Origin of the sequence: Terribium retamae (assembly GCF_022347545.1) — a bacterium.
Lineage (GTDB): Bacteria > Pseudomonadota > Alphaproteobacteria > Rhizobiales > Rhizobiaceae > Mesorhizobium > Mesorhizobium retamae.
The window spans coordinates 38077-63112 of sequence record NZ_JAKREW010000029.1; the positions used below are offsets into that span (position 1 = coordinate 38077).

The following is a 25036-nucleotide window of genomic DNA, read 5'->3' on the forward strand; positions in this document are numbered from 1 at the left end:
ACAACTGACCGTTGCCAGACGGCAGGTAGGGTCGGAAAACATTGCGATGGACTTGGCATCGCCAGTGTCCGAAAGGGCTAGATCGAAACGACCGCGGTCGCCAGCAGTTATCCTGCCTCGCGAAACGCTCCGGGCGAGAGACCGCGCATGGATTTGAACAGCCGGGTAAGGTGGCTCTGGTCGGCAAAGCCGGTCTCGAAAGCGATTTCAGCCAGAGGCTTGCCTGCGCGCATCAGGGCCGAAGCGGCGCGGATGCGGCTGTCGCGCAGATATTGGCCCGGCGTCATGCCGGCGATGCGCTTGAAGTCGCGGATCACTTGGAAGCGGGTCACGCCCGCGGTCTCGGCGAGGCTACCCAGGTCGAAGGCACGGGCAAGGTCGGCTTCGACGAGATCGCGATAAAGTCGAAAGCGCCTGGCCGCCTCGCTGTCGTCAGGCGAAGGATTGCGGCCGCTACGGTCTGCGAAGCGCCGGGTCAATCCACGTAAGGCCATCAGCATCGCCGTTTCCGCTTCCATTGTCCTGCCTGCAACGGCAAGGCGATGTGCCTGGACGAAATCGCTGGCAAGATCGGGCGCCTCGATGATCCCCTGGCGGAACATCGGCAGGTGGCCAAGCTCGAGATCCTCCGCAACCTCACGCATCAGCTCGGCGCTGGGATAGCATGTCCGATATGCCCAGCCAGCATCGCAGCCCTTCTCGCCGTCATGCGGATCCTCGGGATTGACGACGATGATCGAGCCAGCAGGAGCCAAATACGTTTGGCGGTTGATGCGCAGCTTCTCGGCGCCGGCTACCACGACGCCGAACACGTAGCTGTCATGGGTGTGCAGTGCATAGGCATGGTCGCGGTAGCGGGCAGTCAGTAATTCGAGATCGCCGAGCCCCGCATGCCGTGTCAGCCGTGCTTCCTCGCGTTCTCCGCGCTCATCGCTCATTTGTGGCAGCCTTCCGGAAACCGGCCTTTTGGTCAATCCCGTTCAAGACGGGGTTCTTTCTCCACATCTAGGGTCGCTGTCATTCCGAGAGAAGTGAACCGTGAGACAATCGATGCCCACCAACGACAGAGTTGCCGAGATCACGCCCGAAGTGGTCGCTTGGCGCAAGCATATCCACGCCAATCCCGAACTCGGTTTTGCTGAACATGAGACCGCTGCCTTCGTTGCGGCAAAGCTTTCCGAATTCGGCCTGGCGGTGCACACGGATGTCAGCCAGACCGCAGTTGTCGCCACGCTGACCAAAGGAAGCGGCAAGCGGGCGATCGCGCTGCGCGCCGAACTCGATGCGCTGCCGATCGAGGAGGCGACGGACGTCGACTATGCATCCAGGAACAAGGGCGTCATGCACGCCTGCGGCCATGACGGCCACACTGCGATCCTGCTGGGGACCGCGCAGCTGCTTGCCGAGAGCGGCGATTTCGATGGCACGGTTGTTTTCATCTTCCAGCCGGCCGAAGAAGTTGTCGGTGGCGGCAAGAAGATGATCGAAGACGGGCTGCTGAAGCGCTTCCCGGTCGAGAAAGTGTTTGCCATCCACAATTGGCCGGGTTTCCCGAAAGACCAGATCGGTGTCTTGACCGGCCCGCAGATGGCGGCGGTCGACGATTTCGAGATCCGGTTCCACGGCAGCGGCTGTCATGCGGCGATGCCGCATCTCGGTGATGACCCGGTGCTGGCCGCGGCTAGCTTCGTCACCGCAATACAGCGCGTGGTCAGCCGTAGCATCGATCCACTTTCGGCCGCCGTCCTTTCGGTCACGCAGATCCATGGCGGACGGTTCAACAATTTCGTGCCGACGGAAGCCACCGTCGAGGGGACCTGCCGTTTCTATGATCCAGCCTTGTCGGACCATTGCGCGGCGGAGATCGGCCGGGTGGCGCAGGCCGTGGCAGCCATGCATGGCGTGGCGGCAGATCTGAATTACAAGCGCGGCTATCCGCCGGTGGTCAATCCCGTCGCGGGTGCCGAACTGGCTACCCTTGCCGGACGGGATACGGTCGGTATCGAGCGCGTCAGTACCGATTTCCCGCCCAGCATGGGCTGCGAGGATTTCGCCTTTCTGCTGCGCGGTGTCGGAGACGGCGCTTATGCCTGGATCGGTGTAGGCGATGTCGGCCCGGGCGAAGGCTTGCATGGCGACCGCTTCGTCTTCGACGATGACATCGTGCCGGTGGGCATGCGTTATTTCCTGAACGTCGTGCATCGAGCGTTGCCGCGCGTGCGGTAACTTAGAGCAAGCTTTACCGGTCCGAGCGGCTGCGTTCGCCGCTCGCAGATGAAGTGCCTTCGTAGACTGGCGTGGATCATCGACTACGTTTGACGACGACCACAAGAGGGATCGCCGAACTAACCTTCATGGCCCAGCCGTCGAATGTTAGCGACGAGTTCGGTGGCAAGTCTGGTGCCTGCAGCCGTGGCGACGATCATCTGCGGCAGGATCATCCATTCCAGCGTCCAGGCGGCTCCCGACCGCTCCTGCTCGTGCACCAGGGCGCCATGCATGCCGGCAAGCTGCGTTGCGTTGAAACGGGCCAGTGTCACCAACACTTCAGCCGAAACCGGGTTCTGCTTGTGCGGCATGGCCGAAGAGCCGCCACCGGCGGCGAGTTCGATCTCGTTGCCCGATAGCGCCATGAGAGCCACGTCCTGCCCAAATTTGCCCAAGCTTCCGGAGATCAACGAAAGAACAGAAGCCAGCTCGGCGATGCGGTCACGCTGACTGTGCCATTGTGGCCGATCGGTGAGCCCGAGTTCGCTCGCAAGTGCTGCGCACACCGCGTTCGCCTTGTCGCCGAGTTTGTCGAGCGTGCCGGCGGCACCACCAAATTGCAGCGCAAGCCCGTCCATCATCCACGCGCGCAGCCGTTCCAGATTGCGTTCAGCCGGCCCACGCCAGCTCTCGATACGGTCGCCCGCGTGGATCAGGATTGCCGGCTGCATGCGTGTTGCAGCCATCAGCGTCTTCTCGCCGTCGCGTTTTGCGAGGTTGCCCAGCGCGTTCAGGAAGACGGCGAGACGCTGCTCGACGACGGCAAGCACCGGTTTCAGGCGCAACATCAAGCCGGTGTCGATGACATCCTGGCTGGTGGCGCCGAAATGGATATGCGATGCCATTTTGCCACCAACTGCCGCTCGCAGTTGCCGCACCAGTTCCGGCACGACAACGCCGTCCACCGAGACTGCAATGCGCAGCCGGTCGATGTCGGGCTCGAAGGTCGAGATCGCGTCGACGATGGCAGTAGCCGCCTCGTCCGGTATCAGCCCGACCTTTGCCTCGGCGGAGGCCAAAGCGGCCTCGAAGGCGAGCATTGCCTTCACTTCCGCCTCGGCGGAAAAATAGCCGTTGACCTCTTCGTCGCCGAGAAGGCCGCCAAGGACGGGATGGTCGAAGGGGCAGACGCTCATCGGGCTCAGATGTCCAGGAACACGGTTTCCCGCTCGCCCTGCAGATGGATGTCGAAGCGATAGCTGTCTTTGCCTTCGCCCTGCGCGACCATGGTTTTCATCCGATCGCGATGTTCGAGACGCAGAAGCAGCGGATCTTCCGCGTTCGCCTGCATTTCTTCCGGAAAATACATGCGCGTGTGCAGGCCGAGATTGATGCCGCGCGCGACGATCCAGAAGGTGATGTGCGGTGCCATCAGTCGACCATCCTTGAATGGTACCCGGCCAGGTTTGATGGTGTGGAATATGAACTCGCCATTGTCGCCGTCGCATGCACAGCGACCCCAGCCGGTGAATTCGGGGTCAGCCCCTCCGCGGGGTTCGCTAGGGCTGTTATAGAGGCCAGCCGCATCCGCTTGCCAGATCTCAACCAGCCCGTCACGCAGCGGTGCGTTGCCGCCGTCGATAACGCGGCCGCGGATGATGATCCGCGTGCCTTTGGTCCGGTCATTCAGCATCGTCGCGCCGAGATCGGCTGGATAGACACCCGTGATGCCTGAGGCGTTCGGCGTCAATCCGATATGCACATATGGGCCTGCCGTCTGCGAGGCGGTCTCCTTCAGATAGCTGAGATCCTGCGTCATTGCGGTCGCGAGCTCTTTGCCGTTTCAAGTACCATTTCGATCTTCATGGGTTTACGACTTAGTTGCCGTCCAGCCGGTTTTCGAAAAGCGTCGAGCGTCTGCCACGCAGGACGATGTCGAACTTGTAGGTGCGTGCATCCATGGGGATGGTATTGGCCATGTCTAGCGGCGCGATCAGCAGCTCCACCGCGCGCCGGTCTGGAATGGTGCGCACGATCGGGCAGCGCCAGATAAGCGGGTCTCCCTCGAAATACATCTGCGTGATCAGCCTCTGGCCAAAGCCATGGCCGAACACCGAAAAATGGATGTGTGCGGGACGCCAATCATTGGGACCATTCGGCCAGGGATAGGGGCCAGGTTTTACCGTCCGGAAACGGTAGTTGCCGTTCTCGTCGGTGATGCAGCGACCGCAGCCACCGAAATTGGGGTCGAGCGCCGCCAGATAACCTTCCTTCTTGTGACGGTAACGTCCGCCGGCATTGGCCTGCCAAACCTCGATCAGCGCGTCTGGCACAGCGCGGCCGCTTTCGTCGAGGACGCGGCCATGCACGATGATGCGCTCGCCGATTGCGGCTTCGCCGGGGCGGGCGAAATTATGGATGAGGTCGTTGTCAAGTTCGCCGAGGATCGCATGGCCGAAGACCGGGCCGGTGATTTCGGAGAGCGTGTTGTCCAATGCAAGCAGCGCCCGCTGCGGTGAACGCAGCACCGTAGTCTTGTAGTCCGGCGTATAAGCCGGCGGATGCCAGGTGCGGTCGCGCGTGAAAAAGGCGCCTGTGTCGGGCTTGAGGTCCGTCATGGTCAGGCTTCCTTTTCGGCGTCGAGGGTCTCGTAGACCTGCTTGGCGATGCGGATCGCACGATTGGCCGCGGGCACGCCGGCATAGATCGCGACATGTAACATGGCCTCGGTTATGTCCTCGCGCGTCGCGCCGGTGTTGGCGGTGGCGCGCACATGCATGGCCACTTCTTCGTCATGTCCAAGCGCGGCAAGCAGTGCGATGGTGACGATCGAACGTTCGCGCGCCGTCCAGGTCGGACGCGCCCAAACCGTGCCCCACGCTGCCTCGGTGATCAACTCCTGGAAAGGACGGTCGAAGTCGGTGACGGCGCGTTCCGCCTTGTCGACATGGGCATCGCCCAGCACCGCGCGGCGGGTTTTTGTTCCCTGCCGGTAGCGCTCTGACATCGTCTCGCCTGCGGCCATATCAGCTTCCCGATGATTGCGAGCGGATGAAGGCGCTGATGAGCGCCGTGAAGGTTTCCGGCTGTTCGACGCAAGGGATGTGCCCCGCACCGTCGATGATTTCATAGCGTGCGCCAGGCACCAGATCGGCAAGGGCTCGAACGAGCGCTGGCGGCGTCGAGCCGTCCTTGTCGCCGACGATGCAGAGTGTCGGCACGGAAATGCGTTGGGCGGTTTGCGTCAAGTCGGCACTTGCCAGCGCGCGGCACGCTGCGACATAGCCGGCGACCGGCTGCCGGATCAGCATGTTGCGGTAGCCTGCAAGCTCGTCGGCGCGTTCAGCGTGAAAGGCCGGCGTGAACCATTTTTCCATCACGCCATCGGCAAAGGCGGCGATGCCCTTGGTTTCGGAAATCTCGATGCGCTCGTTCCAGGATTGGGCGGTGCCGATCTTGTGGGCAGTGTTGCTCAGGATCATGGCCTGAATGAGGTCGGGGCGGCTGGCGTAGAGCTGGAGCGCGATGAGGCCGCCGATCGAAAGTCCGCAGACGATCACACGTTTGATGGCGAGGTGGTCGAGCAGGGCTACAAGGTCGGCGGCATGGGTGGCGATACTCGGCTGGGCGTCGCCGAGATCCGAAAGACCATGGCCGCGCTTGTCGTAGACCAGTGTGGCGCATTCACCTGCGAGGCGAGCCACGGTCTCGTCCCAGATGCGGAAATCGGTGCCGAGCGAATTGATGAACACGACGACCGGGCCCTCGGATGGCGTGGCCGTCAGGCGATGGTGCAGGACGATATCGTTGATCCGTGTCAGTCGCATGCACACCTCCTCTGCTGTTGTTGCCCTTTCGTTTGGTTAAGTAAAATAATAAATTGCGCCAGTCTGTTAACTCACGGGTTATGGGCTACGTGATCGACCACCGCATCAAGTTCCGACATCTGCAGACATTCGTCGAGGTCTCGCGCCAGAAAAGCGTGATGAAGGCGGCTGAAATGCTGCATGTCAGCCAACCGGCAGTGACCAAGACCATACGAGAACTGGAGGACGCGCTCGGCGTGCGCGTATTGGAGCGGGATGGGCGCGGCATCCGCGTCACGCGACTTGGCGAAGTGTTCCTGCGCCACGCCGGTGCCGCGATTTCGGCACTGCGGCAGGGGATGGATTCCATCGCTGCGGATCGATTGGGCCGTGCCGAACCGGTTCGGATCGGTGCGCTGCCGACGGTATCCACACGCATCATGCCGCGTGCCATATCGCTGTTGCTCGGCGAAAACACCGGCAGCCGTGTCAAGATCGTCACCGGGGAGAACGCCGTGCTGCTCGGGCAGTTGCGTGTCGGCGATCTCGACATCGTCGTCGGGCGGCTGGCTGCGCCGGAGCAGATGGCCGGATTCTCGTTCGAACATCTGTATTCGGAAGAGGTGCGTTTCGTGGTGCGCGCCGGCCATCCACTGCTGGCCGGGGGCGCCTTCGATTTCGCCGACCTCACCCGCTATGTCGCGCTGATGCCGACGCGAACCTCGATCATCCGTCCCTTCGTCGAGCGATTGCTGATTGCCAACGGGGTGCCGAATTGGCCGACACAAATCGAAACGGTTTCGCACGCTTTTGGCCACGCTTTCGTGCGCTCGACCGATGCGGTGTGGATCATATCGGAAGGGGTGGTGGCTGCCGACATAGAAGATGGCGCGTTGGCCGTTCTTCCGATCGACACAAGCGAAACCAAAGGCCCGGTCGGCCTCACCATCCGCGCCGACCAGCAACCGACACTGGGACTAGGGTTGCTGATGCAGACGCTGCGCGAGGCGGCTGCGGAGTTGCCGCAATAGGCATGGGGACCGGTTGCTGCAGAATTCAGTAGGGCAGGCCGACATAATTCTCTGCAAGCGCTGTCGCTGCCGCCTGCGAATGCGTCAGATAGTCGAGCTCCGCGTCCTGAATCCTGCGCTCGAAGTCGCTGCTGTCGGGGAAACGGTGGAGCAGGGTGGTCATCCACCATGAGAAACGCACGGCCTTCCAGACTCTTGCCAATGCGCGCCCGGAATAGGCGTCGATGCCGGCAGATGATTTATCGAGGAAGAAGTCGCGCAGGCCTTCGAACAGGTAATGCACGTCACTGGCGGCAAGGTTCAGCCCCTTGGCACCGGTCGGTGGCACGATATGGGCGGCATCGCCGACGAGGATGAGGCGGCCGAAGCGCAGCGGCTCGGCCACGAAGGACCGTAGCGGCGCGATCGATTTCTCGAACGAAGGGCCGGTGACGACTGCTTCGGCATGATGACGCGGGAGCCGGCTGCGCAGTTCATCCCAGAAGCGATCATCGCTCCAGCCTTCCACCCGTTCGTCGGCGGGCACCTGCAGATAATAACGCGAGCGCGTCATCGAACGCATCGAGCAGAGAGCGAAGCCGCGTTCGTGATTGGCATAGACCAGTTCCTCGCTGACCGGTGGCACCTCGGCTAATAACCCCAGCCAGCCGAATGGATAGGCGCGCTCGAAGGTTCTTATCGCCCCAGCAGGGATGCTGCGGCGGCTGATGCCGTGGAATCCGTCGCAGCCGGCGATGATGTCGCAATCGATCCGCCCGGCAACGCCGCTCCTTGTATAGGTCACGAACGGGCTGTTGGTGTCGAACCCGTGCAAGGCGACATCTTTGACGTCATAGAGGGTCTTTGTGCCTGCGGCTTCGCGTATGGCCATCAGGTCGCGCGTGATCTCGGTCTGGCCATAGATGGTGACATGTTTGCCGGTGAGGCCGGCAAGATCGATGCGATGATCGCGTCCACCGAAGGCGATGGAAAAGCCGTCATGAACCAAGCCTTCATGGCTCAGCCGCTGGTCGGCATCGGTTCTGCGCACGAGATCGACCGTGCCTTGTTCCAGCACGCCGGCACGGACACGACCGAGGATGTAATCCTTGCCGACCCTGTCGAGAATGATGTTGTCGATGCCGGCTCGGGTCAGGAGCTGGCCAAGCAGCAGCCCCGAAGGGCCGGAACCGATAATAACGACCTGTGTTCGCATCCGGTGCTCAGAATAGCGGCGTGACTGGCTGCAACTCCAGCCTGAGGACGGCACCATCGCCCAACCGTACGGTTCGGTAAAATGATATCTAAAGCCGCTTGCATATATGGATCGTTATGAAAGCGGAATGAGGACTGCAGTCCAGATGCTCTGGAAAGGGTGATCGGACCCACCACGGCCCAGAGCAACCGTGTTGCCCGAGTCCGCCATGAGCCGCCTTTGCGATGAGCCCGACCGAGTTCGGGGCTATTCGACTCGGAGTGCCGATGCGAAACGTTTCGTTTCGACAATCACAGCTGCCGCCCACATTGGTAAATCAATGCTTAACGAAAATGACGGGGCCGGTGCAAATCACCAAGGTCGTCCGTCCGCAAGCTGCCTAGCGGTTACTGCATATCTTTACCCATGAAGGTCAAAAAAGTATCATTGCACATGTCCAAACGTGGTGGCGCCATCGTGGCGTGGGGACTAGCGTTTGTTTCGAAGGTCAGAGCTGGAGCACATCCAGCCGATTGGGAAAGGGCGCAGCGGCAAACCGCCTAGCGCCCGGAGGAAACAAGCATGGGTCCGGACCTGGAAGTCGTCCAGATTCGACAAGGCGAGTCGTTCAAGGCCTGGTCGCATGGCTATCCGTTCCATACGGTGCGCTGGCATTTCCATCCCGAATATGAACTCCACCTCGTGGTTGCCACTGCGGGCCGTTATTTCGTCGGCGATTTCATCGGCGAATTCGAACCCGGCAATTTGGTGCTGACCGGCCCAAACCTGCCGCACAACTGGGTCAGCGACATTCCTCCCGGGTCGACCATCCCGCTGCGGTGCCGCATCCTGCAATTCAATGAAGGCTTTATCGGCGACACCATGCGGGTGTTGCCGGAGCTGGCAGCACTTGCGCCGGTGCTGGAGCAGTCGCGGCGCGGTGTGATGTTTTCGGCCGAGACCAGCCGGCAGGTCGCTCCGGTGATGGAAGAGCTGATGAAGGCGCAGGGTGTGCGCCGCATAGAGCTGTTCATGGCGATCGCAGGTTTGCTGAGCCGTAGCCATGGCGCACGCATGCTGGCGAGCCCGAATTATCTGCCCGACCCATCCGGCTACATGTCTGCTGGCATCAACAAGGCGCTCAGCTATCTGCGCGAAAATCTGACCAATCCGTTCAGCGAAGCTGATCTGGCGGCCATCGCAGGACAGTCGACCTCCGCCTTTTCCCGCGCCTTCCGTCGCCACACCGGCATGACGCTGGTGCAGTATGTGAAACGGCTGCGCATCAATCTTGCGTGCCAGATCCTGACCAGCGACGAAGAGGCGCCGATCACCGACATCTGCTTCGAGGTCGGCTTCAACAATCTTTCGAACTTCAACCGCCAGTTCCTGGCGGAGAAGGGCATGACGCCGTCGCGGTTCCGGCGGCTGACGATCGACCACATAAACGCGGCGAAAGCCGCGTGAACAACCGCGGCGAAAGCCGACTGAAGCAACGCGGCCGAGGCCGCTAGAACGGAGGATCGGGAGGAAAAACCAGCAGAAGAATAACAACGTGAGCGGTCGCGTACCGCTCGCGAGGGGAAAGCTTTTTCCCGAAGCGACGTTCGGTGCTGCGAGATGGCCACAAGCCAATGCGCAAGCCGGCCGGAATGCTGACGGATTCACGCTGCCTGGGAGGGCAGCTCTTCAGTTCACCCATTGCCATATCGTCCAAGGGAGAAGATGCAATGAAACATTCATGGAAAATGACGGGCCTGGCGGTGCTGGCCCTGTCTCTTGCCAGCGGCTCGGCACTTGCCCAGAGCGCTGATGGCGCCACCGTGGCCTTCCTGATGCCGGACCAGGCGTCGACCCGCTATGAAGAGCATGACTATCCGGGCTTCAAGGCCGAGATGGAAAAGCTCTGCGCATCCTGCAAGGTTCTCTATCAGAACGCAGACGCCGATGCCGCGCGCCAGCAGCAGCAGTTCAATTCAATGATTTCACAAGGCGCCAAGGTCATCGTCATCGACCCCGTCGATTCCACCGCGGCCGCTTCGCTGGTCAAGCAAGCGCAGGCCCAGGGCGTGAAGGTGGTTGCCTATGACCGCCCAATTCCCGATGCCAAGGCCGACTTTTATGTGTCGTTCGACAATGAAGCCATCGGCAAGTCGATCGCCGACTCCCTCGTCAAGCATCTGAAGGACAAGGGTGTGAAAGCCGACGAGGGCACCGGCGTGCTCCAGATCAACGGTTCGCCGACGGATGCGGCTGCCGGGCTGATCAAGAAGGGCATCCATGCCGGCCTCGACAACAGCGGCTATCCGATCCTGGCCGAATACGACACGCCGGAATGGGCGCCGCCGAAGGCCCAGCAATGGGCGAGCGGACAGATCACGCGTTTCGACAAGAAGATCCTTGGCGTGGTTGCCGCCAATGACGGCACCGCCGGTGGCGCCATCGCGGCGTTCAAGGCTGGTGGCTTCAATCCGGTTCCGCCGGTTACCGGCAATGATGCTACGCTCGCAGCCCTGCAACTGATCATCGCCGGCGACCAGTACAACACCATCAACAAGCCGAGCGAGATCGTTGCCGCTGCCGCTGCCAATGTCGCTGTGCAGCTGATAAAGGGCGAAACGCCAAAGGCAGAGACAACGCTGTTCAACACGCCTTCGCAGCTCTTCGTACCCGTGGTCGTCACCCAGGAGAACCTGAAGGCCGAGATCATCGACAAGAAGATCGCGACCGCCGAACAGCTGTGCGTCGACCGCTATGCCGAGGGCTGCAAGAAGCTCGGCATCACCCAGTAACCAATGATCGCGACTGCCCCGCCGCTTACCGGCGGGGCAGCACCGCCATTGTGGCGAACACTCTTGGGAAGGCTTGCATCATGACAGGGACATCACAGGAGCCGGCCCCGGCACGTGAGCTTGTGCTCAGCCTGCGCGGCATCTCCAAGCAATTCGGCGCCGTATCCGCGCTGACCGATATCGATCTCGATGTTCATGCCGGCGAAGTTGTCGCTCTGGTCGGCGACAACGGCGCTGGCAAGTCGACCTTGGTCAAGGTCCTCGCCGGCGTCCATCAGCCGACCTCGGGGACGATCACCTTCAAAGGCGAACCCGTCACATTGTCCGATCCGGCGACGGCACTCAGCCTCGGCATCGCCACCGTCTTCCAGGACCTGGCACTGTGCGAGAATCTCGATGTGGTCGCCAACATCTTCCTCGGCAAGGAGCTCAGCCCGATGCGGCTGGACGAGGTGTCGATGGAGATCAAGGCCTGGAAGCTGCTCAACGAACTCTCGGCGCGCATTCCAAGCGTGCGTGAACCAATCGCCTCATTGTCGGGCGGGCAACGCCAGACTGTGGCGATCGCGCGTTCGCTGCTGCTCGATCCCAAACTCATCATGCTCGACGAGCCGACGGCCGCTCTCGGCGTCGCCCAGACGGCGGAAGTGCTCGATCTCATCGAGCGTGTGCGCGAACGCGGCCTCGGCGTGATCATGATCAGCCACAACATGGAAGACGTGCGCGCCGTCGCCGATCGCATCGTCGTTCTGAGGCTCGGCAAGAACAACGGCATCTTCCTCCCCGATGCCTCCAACCAGGAACTGGTCAGCGCGATCACCGGTGCCGAAAACAACTCTGTTTCCCGCCGGGCCAGCCGCCGCGCGCAAGCTCAGGAGAGCCAGCCATGACCGATAAAGTCACACAGAATGCGCCGCAGCCACAGCTTCTCGATCGTGCCGACGTGCGCGTGAAACACGCCGAAGGGCTTGGCGGCACGATCAGCGCCTTCTTCGACCGGGTGCGATCGGGCGATCTCGGCTCGTTGCCGGTCATCGTCGGGCTTGCCATCATCTGGACGGTGTTTCAGAGCCTGAACCCGGTGTTCCTGTCGGCGAACAATCTGGTCAACCTACTGTTCGACTGCTCAACGGTCGGCGTCATCGCGCTCGGCATCGTCTGCATCCTGATGCTGGGCGAGATCGACCTGTCAGTGGGGTCCGTCAGCGGTTTCGCTTCGGCGCTGGTCGGTGTGCTCTGGGTCAACCAGGGCTGGCCGGTCGGCTTCGCCATCGTCACCGCCATGGCAGCAGGCGCGGTCATCGGATCGGTTTACGCCCTGCTGCTCAATCGTTTCGGCATGCCGAGCTTCGTCTCGACGCTGGCCGGACTGCTCGCCGTGCTGGGCCTCCAGCTTTATTTGCTCGGCTCGACCGGTTCGATCAACCTGCCGTATGAATCGCCGTTGGTGAATTTCGGCCAGCTTATGGTGATGCCGGCCTGGGTTTCCTATGGGCTCGCCGCGATAGCTGGCATCGGCATTTTCTGGACCGGCTATCGCGAAGCCACGCGCCGCCGCGAGGCGGGGCTTTCGGCGCAGTCGATGGCAGGCATCGTTGCGCGCGCTGTCGTCATCGTCGTCGTACTCGAGGCCATCGTCTTCTACCTCAACAGTTCGCGTGGCATCCCATGGATGTTCGGCCTGTTCGTCGGTCTGGTCGTGGCGATGAACTATGCGCTGAAACGCACCCAATGGGGCCGTTCGATGCATGCCGTTGGCGGCAACCGTGAAGCGGCTCGCCGTGCCGGTATCAACGTGCGTTATATCTACACCACCGCTTTCATGCTGTGTTCAACGCTGGCGGCGACCGGTGGTATCCTGGCTGCGGCGCGCCTTGCTTCATCCAGCCAGCAGGCCGGCACCGGCGACGTCAATCTCAACGCCATCGCTGCGGCGGTGATCGGCGGCACCAGTCTGTTCGGCGGCCGGGGCAGCGCTTACTCAGCCTTGCTCGGCATCATCGTCATCCAGTCGATCGCGAGCGGACTGACGCTGCTCGATCTGTCGTCGTCGCTTCGCTACATGATCACCGGCGCCGTTCTGGCGATCGCCGTGATCGTCGACTCGCTGGCGCGCAGGTCTCGTGTCTCGCACGGCCGCGCCTGATCCTGGAGCGTTTCCGTTTTCACGAGATCGCGGAAACGCTCCAGTTTTGTTTTCACGCAATTCCGGACGGAAAACGCTACGCGCACCTTTCCTGGAATTGTTCTAGCTCCCCAAGCAACCAAACAGAACAAGAGGCAGAAATGGCTCAGGACCTTACCGGCAAAGTCGCGGCGATTACCGGTGCCGCATCGGGCATTGGCCTGGAATGCGCCAGGCACTTGGTCGCGGCCGGCGTGCGAGTCGCGCTCGTCGACCGCAATCAAGATGCGCTGAAAGCCGTTTGCGAGGACCTTGGGCAGCAGGCGTTCCCCGTGGTGGTCGACTTGATGGACCCGCAAAGCGTGGCCGGCATGATGCCGCAGATCCTGGACAAGGCCGGTCAGCTCGACATCTTTCACGCCAATGCCGGTTCATACGTTGGTGGCGAGGTGGTTGATGGGGATCCGGATGCCTGGGACCGCATGCTGAACCTCAACATCAATGCTGCGTTTCGTTCCATTCACGCGGTGTTGCCGCACATGGTCGAACGCAAGACCGGCGACATTGTCGTCACCAGCTCGATCGCCGGCCTTGTGCCGGTGGTGTGGGAGCCGATCTACACGGCTTCGAAACATGCCATCCAGGCCTTTGTCCACACGCTGCGCCGCCAGGTGGCCAAGCACGGCCTGCGCGTCGGTGCGGTCGCGCCCGGCCCGGTGGTGACGGCGTTGATCAGCGACTGGCCAAAGCAGAAGCTGGAAGACGAGCTGGCGGCAGGCGGCTTGATGCAGCCTGTGGAGGTGGCGGAGGCGGTGATGTTCATGCTGACCAGGCCGCGCAACATCACCATCCGCGACCTGGTGATCCTTCCGCAGAGCAACGATCTCTAGTTTCGACGGCCGCCAGCTCGCGTGCCGGCGGCGTTTTTTCGTTTTCTCGCTATTACGGGTGATCGCATGACTTCGGCAAAGCATTTCATCGGCATCGATGTCGGCACCGGCAGCGCTCGTGCAGGCGTGTTCGATGTGAGCGGTGCCATGCTCGCCTCCGCCAAACGCGACATTGCGCTGTTTCGCGAAGCGGGTGACATCGTCGAGCAATCAAGCCGCGATATCTGGCAAGCAGTGGCAGCCAGCACGCGCGAAGCCGTCGCCACTTCTGGCGTGCTGGCAGAGTCGATCGCTGGTATCGGCTATGATGCCACCTGTTCGCTGGTGGTGCTGGGCGACGGTGGACAGCCACTCAGCGTGGGGCCAACCAATGAGGCCGAGCGCAACATCATCGTGTGGATGGATCACCGTGCCACCGAGCAGGCTGCGCGTATCAACCGGACCGGCGAGGGCGTGCTGAATTATGTCGGCGGCGCCATATCGCCGGAGATGGAAACGCCGAAACTGCTGTGGCTGGCCGAGCATAAGCCGGAGACTTTTGCCCATGCCTGGCAATTCATGGATTTGACCGATTTCCTGACCTGGAAATCGACAGCCAGCCTTGCCCGGTCGGTGTGCACTGTTACCTGCAAATGGACTTACCTGGCGCATGAACAGCGCTGGGACGAGCGCTATTTCCGCACTGTCGGGCTTGGCGCGCTGGCTGACGAGCAGTTCCGCCGCATCGGCAGGGAGGTCGGGCCGGCAGGCACGGCGCTGGGCAGCGGACTGACGGCCGAGGCAGCGCGTGATCTCGGCCTTGCCGAAGGCACACCGGTTGGTGCCGGCCTCATCGACGCCCATGCCGGCGGTATCGGCACGGTGGGCGCACGCGGCGACGCAGGCAGCGTGCTTTCGCGCATGGCCTATGTGTTCGGCACGTCAGCCTGCACCATGTCGACCACCGCCGAGCCAGCCTTCGTGGACGGCGTCTGGGGACCGTATTTCTCGGCCATGGTGCCGGGGCTGTGGCTGAACGAAGGGGGGCAGTCAGCCGCAGGAGCTGCGATCGATCATCTGGTGCGCATGCACCCGGCTTCCGCCGAGGCGTCGGTGCAAGCCGATAAGAACGGCATGAGCCTGAGCCAATGGCTGGCGACGGAGGCCGACAAGCGCGGCGGCGCCGAGAAGGCGCCTGAACTCATCGGCAAACTGCATGTCGTGCCGGAATTTCTTGGCAACCGTGCGCCATTCGCCGATCCTGAGGCGCTCGGTCTGATCGCCGGCATCGGTATGGACACCAGCCTGGATGGGTTGGTGGGTCTTTATCTCGCAGGCATTTGCGGTCTTGGGTACGGTGCGCGCCAGATTGTCGGCGTGTTGGCCGAGAAGGGCGTTGTGACTGACACCATTGTCGTCAGCGGCGGCGCCGGTCAGAGCCCTTTGGTTCGCCAGCTTCTCGCAGACACGACAGGGCTAGTCGTGGCCGCGTCGACTTCGCCGGAACCTGTCCTGCTCGGTTCCGCCATCCTGGGCGCCGTTGCGGCAGGCCATTTTCCGGATGTCGCCACAGCCATGGCGGCGATGTCGGAACTCGGCGATATTTATCGAGCGAATCCGGCTCAAGCCGGTTGGCACGCGAAACGCTTCCATGCGTTTGAACTGCTGCAGAAGGCGGGCAGGGCGGTACGCGCGGAAGTCTAAGTTAGTCTCTTTCTCCGGTCAGAGGGATGTACCCTGCCATCTTTGGGTCTATTTCGCTCCGCCGTCTTGCGGCGGATGGACTTTCCCAGCCTATGGCGTAAGACGCTGCCGGATTGCAATGCGCTGCGAGGGCGAAACCGCCTTTTGCGCCAGATCGGGGGATAAGGCATGACTGCAGAAAATGGCGCGACGACAGCTCCGGCAACGGACGCGTTTCCGCTTTTCTATGCCAAGCCGGAGGCGATGAACCCCGACCGCCACGGCTCACTTGGTCTCGCCGCGCGTGCCGATTTTTCCTTCACGCGCGCTGCGCACGCACTGCCCGTGGTGACGGGCGAAATGCCGGCGGCCATGCGCTCCTATCCGATCGTCTTTGTCGGCCCAGGCAACCAACCTGTCGTCATCACGGGGCTGCGTCAGGGCGAGAATCTGTTCGTCGAAAAGGACGGCCAGTGGGCCAAGCCGCATTACATTCCCGCCTATGTGCGTCGTTATCCTTTCATTCTCGCTGATGATGGCGGACAAGGCAGCGGACGACTGGCTCTGTGCGTTGATCGCACTTGCCACCGTGTGGTCGAGCAGGCCGCGGCAGCGGCGCGCGGCGAGAAGGTCGCACCGTTCTTTGCGGGGACAGAGGCGACGGAAGCCACCAAACAGGCGCTCGCCTTCTGCAACCAATACCAGATGGATTTTGCCGCCACGCGCACCATGGTCGACAAGATCGCCGCGCACGGACTGTTCGTCGAACGCCGCAGCACGGTGACGCTGGAAAACGGCGAGGTGCTGAACCTCACCGATTTCAAGGTCATCGACGAGGATCTCTTCAACAAGCTGAGCGACGAAGCCTTCCTCGATCTCAGGAAATCCGGCGCGCTGACGCTGGTCTATTGCCACCTCGCCTCGACCAACAGCTGGAGTTCGCTGATCCACCAGGCGGCATTGTATCAGGCTCGCTGAGCCGTCTTCCCTGTATGTATTAGCAGTTGACGAAACACGTCTTGGCTCCTACCCATAAATCAAATTGATTTATTCGGTGCAATGCGAGACGCCGGGGATCTCCGCTCACGGTTTCCGGTGGCTTGATCTATCTCGACAACAGCGCACCTTCTCATCGGCCGAAGGGGTAGGTCGTCTCGGCGGGCTTCGACTGGATCGATCAATTTGATCGTCCCGTGCGCATCCAGAACAGGTGGCAAAGCAGCATGGATTATCTCGTCAACCTTTCCCTCTTGAGACCGGAACCTGTATTGGATGAGCGCATGCAAAGGGCGGGGGTCACGATCCGCCGGGCCTTGGCACCCGAGCTTGAACTGGTCACTGACTGGGTGCGCAAGACATTTGGTGCCGGCTGGTCGAGCGAGACGGCAGTCGCCATCATGCGCCAGCCGCCGACCTGTTTCCTGGCGACGCGGGCGGAAAAGCTGGTCGGGTTTTCCTGCCACGAATCCATCGCACGCGGCTTCTTTGGCCCGACGGGCGTAGAAAAGGCAGCAAGAGGGCTCGGCATCGGCCATGCGTTGCTGCTTGCCTCACTGCTCGATCTGAAAACGATGGGCTACGGCTACGCGATTATCGGCGATGTCGGTCCGTCGGCGTTCTATGAGCGCACGGTGGGTGCCACGATGATCCCCAACTCCGAACCCGGCATCTATGCCGGACTGTTGAAGTGGCCACCGTCTCATGAATAATGCGCCGGCTCGCCGATGTGGCGAGCAGGGCATGGCGCCGGAAGCTTCCCCTTTCCCTTAGAAAAGAAAGGTCCGGCCGGGGACGGAAGCGCGAAGAAGAGCCTGCAACGCAACGCTTGCCAGACTGAAAGTTCGACATGACCATCCAGCCGAAATCAGCCCTCCGCCTTCAAACCCATTGGACCCCGGCCATCGAGGATGAAAGCCTCGCCTATTCGCTGACATTGACCAATCTTTCGGCAAGGCCCGTCTCCGGCTTCAAGCTTTGCGTAAATGGGCCCGGCCGAATCGACCCCGAGGCAATGGTCGAGGGCGGTAGCCTGACCGCGCGGCTTTCCAATCACTCCGAATTATCGCCGCCCGACGGCTTCGTGCTTGAGCCGGGAGCTTCGTGGACGGTGACCGCACGTGGACTGTCCTATCCCCTGCGCCATTGGACTGATGGCGCCAACACCGCCTATGTCGCCTTTGCCGATGGCACGACGGTGCCGGTGTCCGTCGCCCCGACGCAGGCGAAGGGTGACAATGCGCCGCTGAAGCGTGGTGCTGAAATCTATCCCGTGCCGCATGTGGCACCGGTGCCTGTGGCGATCGTACCCTGGCCGAACAGCGTTTCCGTGTCAGGCCGTGTCGCGGTGCCGCAAGGCCTAGCGATCGAGGCCAAAGGCGACGAGGCCAAGGCTGCCGCCGCCGCTTTCGCGGAACTGGTCGAGGGCTTGTTTCCGGTAGAAGGCATCGTGCGACCGGAAAGCGAAGGCGGCATACCGGTGTCCCTTGTCGTGGCCGATGATTTCGCCTCCGAAGCCTATGCTATCCGTTTCGCTGGCGATCGCGTGATGATCTCCGCCGCGACGCGGTCTGGTCTGCTGTACGGCTTGATCACCCTCGGACAGATCCTGCGCGGGGCGCGCCATCATCCGGAGACCTTTCTCTTTCCGCTGGAAGGCGAGATCAGGGACGAGCCGTCGCTCGGCTGGCGTGGAACGCATCTGGACGTGGCTCGTCAGTTCTACGGCACAGCGGAAGTCAGCCGCTTCCTCAAGATCATGGCCTGGAACAAGCTCAACCGTTTCCATTGGCACCTCTCCGATGATGAAGCCTGGCGCATCGAGATTGACGCCTATCCGGAACTGACCCGCATCGGCGCCTGGCGCGGCCACGGCCTGCCGCTGCCGCCATTGCTGGGTTCGGGACCCGAACGCACGGGCGGCTACTACAGCAAGGCTTCGGTGCGCGAGATCGTTGCGCTGGCCGGCCGTCTCGGTATCGAGGTGATCCCCGAGATCGATGTCCCGGGTCACTGCTATGCCATGCTGCAGGCGATCCCCGAACTGCGCGACCCGGCCGAGCACGGTGTGTACTATTCAGTGCAGGGCTTCCCCAACAATTGCCTCAACCCAGCGCGCGAGGAAACCTACCAGGTGCTCGAGACCATCCTCGACGAGGTAATCGAGCTGTTCCCATACAAGCGCATCCATGTCGGCGCCGACGAGGTGCCGATCGGCGCCTGGTCGGGTTCACCTAAGGCGCTGGCGAAACTCGGTGAGTTGGCCGGCGCGGATGTCGCAGCCGTTCACGCCAAGCGCGTCAACATCATCACCAACCGGCACAATGCCGACGAGATCGACGGCTCCGGTGCGGCTGTCTTACAAGCCGAGTTTCTGCGACGCGTTCAGGCTTTCCTCGCCTCGCGCGGCTGTATCACAGGGGGCTGGGAAGAAGCTGCACATGGCGACGTCATCGAAAAGGAAAAGTCTTTCCTGAACGGCTGGCGATCCGTGGAAGTATCGGCGGCGCTCGCCGGGCGTGGTTACGACATCGTCGTGTGTCCTGGCCAGGTCTATTATCTCGACATGGCAAACAGCCCGGCCTGGTCGGAACCGGGGGCGGCCTGGGCCGGCTGGTCGGAGCCTGAGAGCCTCTACGATTTCGACCCGGTCGAGGGATGGACGGACGAACAGAAAAGACATTTCCTTGGCGTGCAATGCTGCATCTGGTCGGAGCCGATGACCGACCGCGGCGTGTTCGACCGGCTCGTGTTTCCGCGCATCTCCGCGCTGGCCGAGACCGGCTGGACGAGGCCTGAGCGTAAATCATGGGAGCGCTTCAAGGCACTCGCCGGCTTGATGCCGATCCTCTACGGCATCACCGCGGCTGCATAGGGTTCAATCTCCATCCTCGACACGAGGATGGAGACCTTTTGCGCTTTGCCCAGACTTCTACGGTGTCGGGCGGAAGACGCCGTCCTTGTCGCGTTTCAGTGGCGCGGTCTGCTCCGGCAGCGGGGCACCCGGCGCGTCGTTGACTGAAACCCCTTCCGACCAGTCGGCCGGTGCGATTGCGATGTAGCGTGCATAACCGCCCGAGCCGCCCTGCGGTTTGGCGAAGCCAATCGTCACCAACGCACCGGCTTCGGGTACCTTGTCGAGATTGGCCACGCCTTCGGCTTGCACGAAATTGTTGTGCATGAGCCAGTATTCGCCTTCGAGATTCGGCGTGGTGTCGGTGTCGAGCGGCTCGTGGCCATGAAACAGTATCTTGCGTTCCAGATGCAGGAACTTCAGCGCGTCGAGGCTCACCCCTGGAAATGGCGCCTTGGCGAAGCGTGCTGGCTCGCTCCACTTCTTGTACCAGTCGGAGCGTACAAACACGACCGAGCCCTCCGGTATGCGGCCGTGCTTCTTCTCCCACTCCTCGATGTCGGAGACCTTGAGATGGTAGCCCTCATCAGTCTTTGCCTTGCCACTGATGTCGATGATCACAAGCGGCCTTACCGCAAAAGTCGGCGGCAGGTCGCTGATGGTGGCACCTTTCGGGTTCCAGTGTGAGGGCGGGTCGAGTTGGGTGCCGTACTGGTCGGTGGTCAGTTCATAGGAACTGGCGACGAAGCCGTGCTTCTCATAGGTGAATTCGTCGCCCTTCTTGACGTAGCCTTCGATGTCGGCCCCGGCCACTGCCGGCTTGAATTTGGCGGGGCCGAAGCCCGGCCAGACCGGCTGTACGGGCGCAAAGGCATGGGTGAGATCAATGTATTTCGCCGACTTCAGCGACTGTTCATAGAATTTCCAGAATGCCGGCTCTTCTGCCGATGCGATACTGCTTGCAGCGAGTATGGCACCAAGCGTGACGAGCCGCACAAAGCCCATTGCCTTCATGATCCTCTCCTGTCGACGTGAACGACGCAACGATCATGCAATCTCAACGGAACGGCAAGCATTGCAATTGCGCCTTCGCCTGGCCGTGCGCAAAATCGCTGGTGTGGCCGCGGCCTTATGTAGGCGGCTTCAGCCGAGCGGCTTCTGCAGCACGTCGAACTGCGGATTGGTTTCGGAGAAGATCGGCAGCGCGGCCGCGCCGAGCACAGACGTGTCCTTGCCAGCCGCACCGATCAGGACTCGGGGCACGGTGCGCGTGCGAGCCGAAGAAACCGACAGATGCAAAGGCTCCAGCCGGCTTACCAAAAGTTCGATGACGGCGAGAGGCATGAAGCCGCCCAGGACCACCGTTTCCGGATCGAATGCGAGCTCGAGGACGTCGATGGCTTGTCTCAGCGGTGCCGCGGCTTGATCGGCCCAGGCAAGCAGGCGCTCGTTACCGGCAGCAAGCAATTCGTCCAGCTTTTCTGGTGAAGCATGATCCGGATCGGGGATTTCGAGGCAATCGTAGGCAGCACGCAGCGAGACGTAACGTTCCAGGCAGCCATGCTTGCCACAAAAGCAGGCGAGCCCGTCCGGCTTGACGATCATGTGGCCGATTTCGCCGGCATTATGGCGGCTTCCCTTGTAGAGATGACCGTCGAGGAAAAGGCCGGCGCCAAGGCCCGTGCCTATGAAGAGATAGACAAAGCTGTTGAGATTTCTGGCGACGCCATAAAGCCGTTCGCCGATGGCGGCGGCAGTGGCGTCGTTCTCGAAAGTCACCGGCAGGCCGGTCAGCCGTTCCAACTCCAAAGCCACCGGAAAATCCTGCCAGCCGGGCAGGGCGGTCGGCCCGACCGAAGTCATGCCCTCGACATCGAAGGGGCCGGGCATCGCCATGCCGACACCGAGCAGACGGCTGCGGTCGAAGCGGAAGGAGCGCACGAGTTCGTCGGTCATCGTGGCAAGCGACGGCATCGCTTCTGCCGGCGTCGGCCTGTCGACCCTACGCTCGATGCGCGAGCGCAATGTGCCGGATAGGTCGGTAACGACACCGACCGCCGTCTGATGGTCGAGCTGCAGGCCAATCGAATAGCCGCCGTTCGGGTCGATCGAATAAGGCACGGCAGGTTGCCCGCGAGCGCCCTTCTGCGTCGCTTCGGGGCGCAGCAGGCCGGCCCGCTCCAATTCGTCGACGATGTTGGAAATGGTCTGTGAACTCAAAGCGGTAAGACGCGCGATCTGGGCGCGCGAGAGCGCGCCATTCGTCCGGATCGCCTCGATGACGACGCGACGATTGTGCGACTTGGCTTGTTCGAGATTGGTGCCGGCAACGGATCTCTTAAGGGTCATGAACAGTCTCTACGCGAGTTCCGTCGATTATGGGTAAAAATATAAGCCAATCAACTTGATTTAATTAATTCTGCATGGTCTAGTTTGCACGGCTGTAGAGGCCGCAAAGGCTGCATGGCCAACCAATCGGGAGGAATCAATGAACAGCTTCTTCAAGGGTGCGGCCTGCGGGCTTGCGCTGCTGATCCATCAGTCACTTCCGGCTTTCGCCGAAGACGTGACGCTGAACGCCATTTTCATGAAGCAGGCCGCCTATAGCGAGGACGATACCAAGGCGATGGCCAAGGCGTTCGAGGAGGCCAATCCGGGTCTCAAGGTCAATCTGGAATTCGTGCCGTACGAAGCGTTGCACGACAAGATCGTGGCGGCTCAGGGCGCCGGCTCTTCCGGATATGACGTCGTCCTGTTCGATGTGATCTGGCCGCCGGAATTCGCAACCAAAGGTTTCCTGCAGGATGTTACCGCCCGTGTTCCGAAAGGCGACAGGGACAAGGTGTTCGACGGCGCTTGGACCACGGTGGACTATGACGGCAAGATCTGGGGCATGCCCTGGATTCTTGACACCAAGTATCTGTTCTACAACGAGGACATGCTGAAGCAGGCGGGTATTTCCGCTCCGCCCAAAACCTTCGAGGAACTGGCCGAGCAGGCCAAGATCATCAAGGACAAGGGCATCGCCAAATATCCGATCGTATGGAGCTGGAGCCAGGCAGAGGCACTGATCTGCGACTACACGTCGATGGTCGGCGGCGCCAAGGGCTCCTTCATCCAGGACGGCAAGCTCTCCTTCGACACGGGCGGTTCGGTCGAAGCCGTCAACTACATGAAAAAGACGCTCGACGATGGCGTCACCAATCCGAACTCGCGCGAATATCTGGAAGAAGACGTACGCAAGGTGTTCTCGGCAGGCGAGGCGGCCTTCGCGATGAACTGGACCTACATGTTCAATATGGCCAACGACCCGAAGGAGAGCAAAGTCGCCGGCAAGGTCGGCATCGTTCCGGCGCCCGGCTTCAAGGGCAAGGCGGAAGCCTCGGCCATCAACGGTTCGATGGGGTTGGGCATCTCCGCCGGCTCCAAGCATCCCGATGAGGCATGGAAGTTCATCACCTTCATGACCTCGCAGGAGACGCAGAACAAATACGCCAAGCTCAGCCTGCCGATCTGGAAATCATCCTATGAGGATCCGGCGGTGACAAAAGGGCAGGAGAAGCTGATCGACGCCGCCAAGATTTCGCTCGGCGTGATGTTCGCACGACCGATGACGCCATCCTATCCGGAACTGTCGTCGATCCTGCAGAAGAATATCCAGCAGGTGTTGCTGGGCCAGGCTTCGACGGACGACGCCATGAGGGCGGCGACCAAGGCTGCTGGGCGGCTGCGTTAATCCCGTCTGCCAGGAAGAGAGCTAAAGCCGTCATGGCCCCAGCCCAACAGGACCGTACGGCTTGGCTGCTGCTGACACCCATGATTTCGATCATGGTGCTGGTCACGGCCTTTCCTCTGCTCAACACCTTGTGGCTGGCGTTCACCGACGCCGGCCTGACCGGCCAAGGCTATGTGTGGCAGTGGATCGGGTTGGAGAATTTTGCTTATATTCTCGACGACAGCGACTTTCGTGCCGCCGTCGGTCGCACTGCCTATTTCACCGTGATCTCGGTTTCGGCCGAAGTGGTGCTCGGCGTCCTGGTCGCGCTGCTGCTCAACCAGGAATTCAAGGGCCGGACACTGGTACGAGCGCTGCTCATCCTGCCCTGGGCGCTACCGACCATCGTCAATGCAGTGATGTGGCGCCTCATCTACAATCCCGAATATGGCAGTTTGAACGCGCTGCTCACGCAGATAGGCCTGCTTGACGCTTACCGCTCCTGGCTGGGCGATCCTGCGACGGCGATGAACATGGTCATCCTCGCTGATATCTGGAAGAACTATCCGCTGATCGCACTGATCGCGCTGGCGGGCCTGCAGACTGTACCGAAGGATCTCTATGAAGCCGCGATCATGGATGGCGCGAATGCCTGGACGCGGTTCTGGAAGATCACGCTGCCCGGCATCATGGGCGCGCTTAGCGTCGCCATGGTGTTGCGCGCCATCGAAGCCTTCAAGGTCTTCGACATCTTCTATGTGATGACGCGTGGCGGTCCGGCCGATTCGACCAAGACGGTGTCCTTCTTCGTCTATCAGGAATCCTTCACCTATCTGCGCGCCGGCAGCGGGGCAGCCTATGCGCTGACGGTGACTGCAATGAGCGCGCTGATGATCGCAATCTATGTCGTCTTGCTGGTGCGACGGGAGAAGCGCTCATGAGACGCAGCCTGACCGCCACCATCCTGGTTTATGCCGCCGTAGCGGTGTTCGCGATGTCCGTCCTGGCGCCGGTTGCCTGGCTGTTCGTCATGAGCATCTCCACTGCCAACGACCTCACCACCATTCCGCTGCGCTGGATTCCGGAGCAACCGGATTTCTCGCGCTATGCGCGATTGTTTTCGCTGGAGGAGGGGTCGGCAGGCCTCGCCTTCCTTTCGGCGCTGCGCAATTCGGTCATCGTGGCGGTCAGTGCCACGGCGATCGCGCTTGCAGCCGGTATTCCTGCCGCCTACTCCTTCTCGCGCTTTTCAGGCCGCATGCCGCTGCTTTATGCGGTGATCGTCACCTACATGATGCCGCCTGTCGCACTGATCCTGCCGCTCTACAAGGTGTTTTCCGCTCTTGGCCTGCTCAACAATGTCACCTCGCTGATCATAGTCTACTGCACGATCCTGCTACCTTTCGTGACCTGGCTGATGAAATCGGGTTTCCACAGCGTGCCGGTGGAGATCGAACAGGCGGCGTCGATCGATGGCGCAAACCTGTTCCAGATTATGACCCGCATCACATTGCCGGTGGCAGCGGCCTCGACCGGCGCGGCCGCGCTGTTTGCGCTGCTGCTCGCATGGGACGAATTCTTCTACGCGCTGCTCTACACCAGCGATACACGCGCCAAGACCCTACCGGTCGCGATAGCCGACTTCGCCGCCGGGCGCGCAACCGACTATGGGCTGATCTCGGCAGTTGGACTGCTGGCGGCGCTACCGCCGGTCTTGATCGGCTTCTTCCTGCAGAAATCGCTGCTTTCCGGCCTTTCGGCCGGCGGCGTGAAAGGCTGACCA

The 25036-nt window shown here is 61.6% G+C and carries 23 protein-coding genes; 14 read left to right on the forward strand and 9 right to left on the reverse strand.

Features of this window, described 5'->3' with window-relative positions:
* Positions 1-107: 107 nt before the first annotated feature.
* Positions 108-938: an AraC family transcriptional regulator gene (locus tag L4923_RS22385; RefSeq protein WP_239369302.1), complete on the reverse strand. Its 831-nt coding sequence runs from the start codon at positions 936-938 to the stop codon at positions 108-110.
* 112 nt (positions 939-1050) lie between these two features.
* On the opposite strand from L4923_RS22385, the gene L4923_RS22390 reads away from it, so the two are divergent.
* On the forward strand, positions 1051-2226 hold the full coding sequence (locus tag L4923_RS22390; RefSeq protein ID WP_239369304.1) for a M20 aminoacylase family protein: 1176 nt from the start codon (positions 1051-1053) through the stop codon (positions 2224-2226).
* A 119-nt stretch (positions 2227-2345) separates the two neighbouring features.
* On the opposite strand, the gene L4923_RS22395 is transcribed toward L4923_RS22390, so the two are convergent.
* The 5 genes from L4923_RS22395 to pcaD are packed head-to-tail and all read right to left on the reverse strand — an operon-like array spanning position 2346 to position 6035.
* Complete coding sequence (locus tag L4923_RS22395) at positions 2346-3404, reverse strand: 3-carboxy-cis,cis-muconate cycloisomerase (RefSeq protein WP_239369306.1); 1059 nt, start codon at positions 3402-3404, stop codon at positions 2346-2348.
* Positions 3405-3409: 5 nt separating this feature from the next.
* Positions 3410-4027 (reverse strand): protocatechuate 3,4-dioxygenase subunit alpha, encoded by a 618-nt coding sequence (gene pcaG / locus L4923_RS22400; protein ID WP_239369308.1) that lies wholly within the window; start codon positions 4025-4027, stop codon positions 3410-3412.
* Positions 4028-4085: 58 nt separating this feature from the next.
* Entirely contained in the window at positions 4086-4826 is a 741-nt protein-coding gene (gene pcaH, locus L4923_RS22405) for a protocatechuate 3,4-dioxygenase subunit beta (protein WP_239369310.1), read from the reverse strand.
* Positions 4827-4828: 2 nt separating this feature from the next.
* Positions 4829-5233: a 4-carboxymuconolactone decarboxylase gene (gene pcaC / locus L4923_RS22410; RefSeq protein ID WP_239369312.1), complete on the reverse strand. Its 405-nt coding sequence runs from the start codon at positions 5231-5233 to the stop codon at positions 4829-4831.
* Position 5234: 1 nt separating this feature from the next.
* The gene (gene pcaD / locus L4923_RS22415) at positions 5235-6035 is read right to left on the reverse strand and encodes a 3-oxoadipate enol-lactonase (RefSeq protein ID WP_239369314.1); all 801 of its coding nucleotides are present in this window, start codon (positions 6033-6035) and stop codon (positions 5235-5237) included.
* An 89-nt stretch (positions 6036-6124) separates the two neighbouring features.
* Between pcaD and pcaQ the strand changes: the two genes are divergently transcribed.
* Positions 6125-7045: a pca operon transcription factor PcaQ gene (gene pcaQ / locus L4923_RS22420; RefSeq protein ID WP_239369343.1), complete on the forward strand. Its 921-nt coding sequence runs from the start codon at positions 6125-6127 to the stop codon at positions 7043-7045.
* A gap of 25 nt (positions 7046-7070) precedes the next feature.
* On the opposite strand, the gene pobA is transcribed toward pcaQ, so the two are convergent.
* Positions 7071-8240, reverse strand: coding sequence for a 4-hydroxybenzoate 3-monooxygenase (gene pobA, locus L4923_RS22425; protein ID WP_239369316.1), 1170 nt, complete (start codon positions 8238-8240; stop codon positions 7071-7073).
* Positions 8241-8801: 561 nt separating this feature from the next.
* Between pobA and L4923_RS22430 the strand changes: the two genes are divergently transcribed.
* The 9 genes from L4923_RS22430 to L4923_RS22470 all read left to right on the forward strand — a co-directional run bounded on the left by L4923_RS22430 (position 8802) and on the right by L4923_RS22470 (position 19559).
* Positions 8802-9686, forward strand: coding sequence for an AraC family transcriptional regulator (locus L4923_RS22430; protein WP_239369318.1), 885 nt, complete (start codon positions 8802-8804; stop codon positions 9684-9686).
* A gap of 263 nt (positions 9687-9949) precedes the next feature.
* Entirely contained in the window at positions 9950-11011 is a 1062-nt protein-coding gene (locus L4923_RS22435; RefSeq protein WP_239369320.1) for an ABC transporter substrate-binding protein, read from the forward strand.
* A gap of 80 nt (positions 11012-11091) precedes the next feature.
* Entirely contained in the window at positions 11092-11901 is an 810-nt protein-coding gene (locus L4923_RS22440; RefSeq protein WP_239369322.1) for an ATP-binding cassette domain-containing protein, read from the forward strand.
* On the forward strand, positions 11898-13157 hold the full coding sequence (locus L4923_RS22445) for a sugar ABC transporter permease (protein WP_239369323.1): 1260 nt from the start codon (positions 11898-11900) through the stop codon (positions 13155-13157). The genes L4923_RS22440 and L4923_RS22445 overlap by 4 nt, the downstream gene beginning before the upstream one ends.
* A gap of 140 nt (positions 13158-13297) precedes the next feature.
* Positions 13298-14026 (forward strand): SDR family oxidoreductase, encoded by a 729-nt coding sequence (locus L4923_RS22450; RefSeq protein ID WP_239369324.1) that lies wholly within the window; start codon positions 13298-13300, stop codon positions 14024-14026.
* 66 nt (positions 14027-14092) lie between these two features.
* A complete protein-coding gene (locus tag L4923_RS22455) occupies positions 14093-15709 on the forward strand; it encodes an FGGY-family carbohydrate kinase (protein ID WP_239369325.1) in 1617 nt (538 codons plus the stop codon).
* Positions 15710-15877: 168 nt separating this feature from the next.
* Complete coding sequence (locus L4923_RS22460) at positions 15878-16666, forward strand: SapC family protein (protein ID WP_239369326.1); 789 nt, start codon at positions 15878-15880, stop codon at positions 16664-16666.
* 245 nt (positions 16667-16911) lie between these two features.
* Positions 16912-17397, forward strand: a complete 486-nt coding sequence (locus tag L4923_RS22465) for a GNAT family N-acetyltransferase (RefSeq protein WP_239369327.1) — start codon at positions 16912-16914, stop codon at positions 17395-17397.
* 137 nt (positions 17398-17534) lie between these two features.
* Positions 17535-19559: a beta-N-acetylhexosaminidase gene (locus L4923_RS22470; protein ID WP_239369328.1), complete on the forward strand. Its 2025-nt coding sequence runs from the start codon at positions 17535-17537 to the stop codon at positions 19557-19559.
* 57 nt (positions 19560-19616) lie between these two features.
* Here the strand turns inward: L4923_RS22470 and L4923_RS22475 are convergent, their stop codons facing one another.
* Both L4923_RS22475 and L4923_RS22480 read right to left on the reverse strand, forming a co-directional pair.
* Complete coding sequence (locus L4923_RS22475) at positions 19617-20543, reverse strand: cyclase family protein (RefSeq protein ID WP_239369344.1); 927 nt, start codon at positions 20541-20543, stop codon at positions 19617-19619.
* 138 nt (positions 20544-20681) lie between these two features.
* Positions 20682-21887: an ROK family transcriptional regulator gene (locus L4923_RS22480; protein WP_239369329.1), complete on the reverse strand. Its 1206-nt coding sequence runs from the start codon at positions 21885-21887 to the stop codon at positions 20682-20684.
* A 139-nt stretch (positions 21888-22026) separates the two neighbouring features.
* Between L4923_RS22480 and L4923_RS22485 the strand changes: the two genes are divergently transcribed.
* The 3 genes from L4923_RS22485 to L4923_RS22495 are packed head-to-tail and all read left to right on the forward strand — an operon-like array spanning position 22027 to position 25033.
* Entirely contained in the window at positions 22027-23274 is a 1248-nt protein-coding gene (locus L4923_RS22485; RefSeq protein WP_239369330.1) for an extracellular solute-binding protein, read from the forward strand.
* Positions 23275-23306: 32 nt separating this feature from the next.
* Entirely contained in the window at positions 23307-24194 is an 888-nt protein-coding gene (locus L4923_RS22490) for a carbohydrate ABC transporter permease (RefSeq protein ID WP_239369331.1), read from the forward strand.
* A complete protein-coding gene (locus tag L4923_RS22495; RefSeq protein ID WP_425530991.1) occupies positions 24191-25033 on the forward strand; it encodes a carbohydrate ABC transporter permease in 843 nt (280 codons plus the stop codon). Before L4923_RS22490 ends, L4923_RS22495 begins: the two co-directional genes overlap by 4 nt.
* Positions 25034-25036 lie beyond the last annotated feature (3 nt).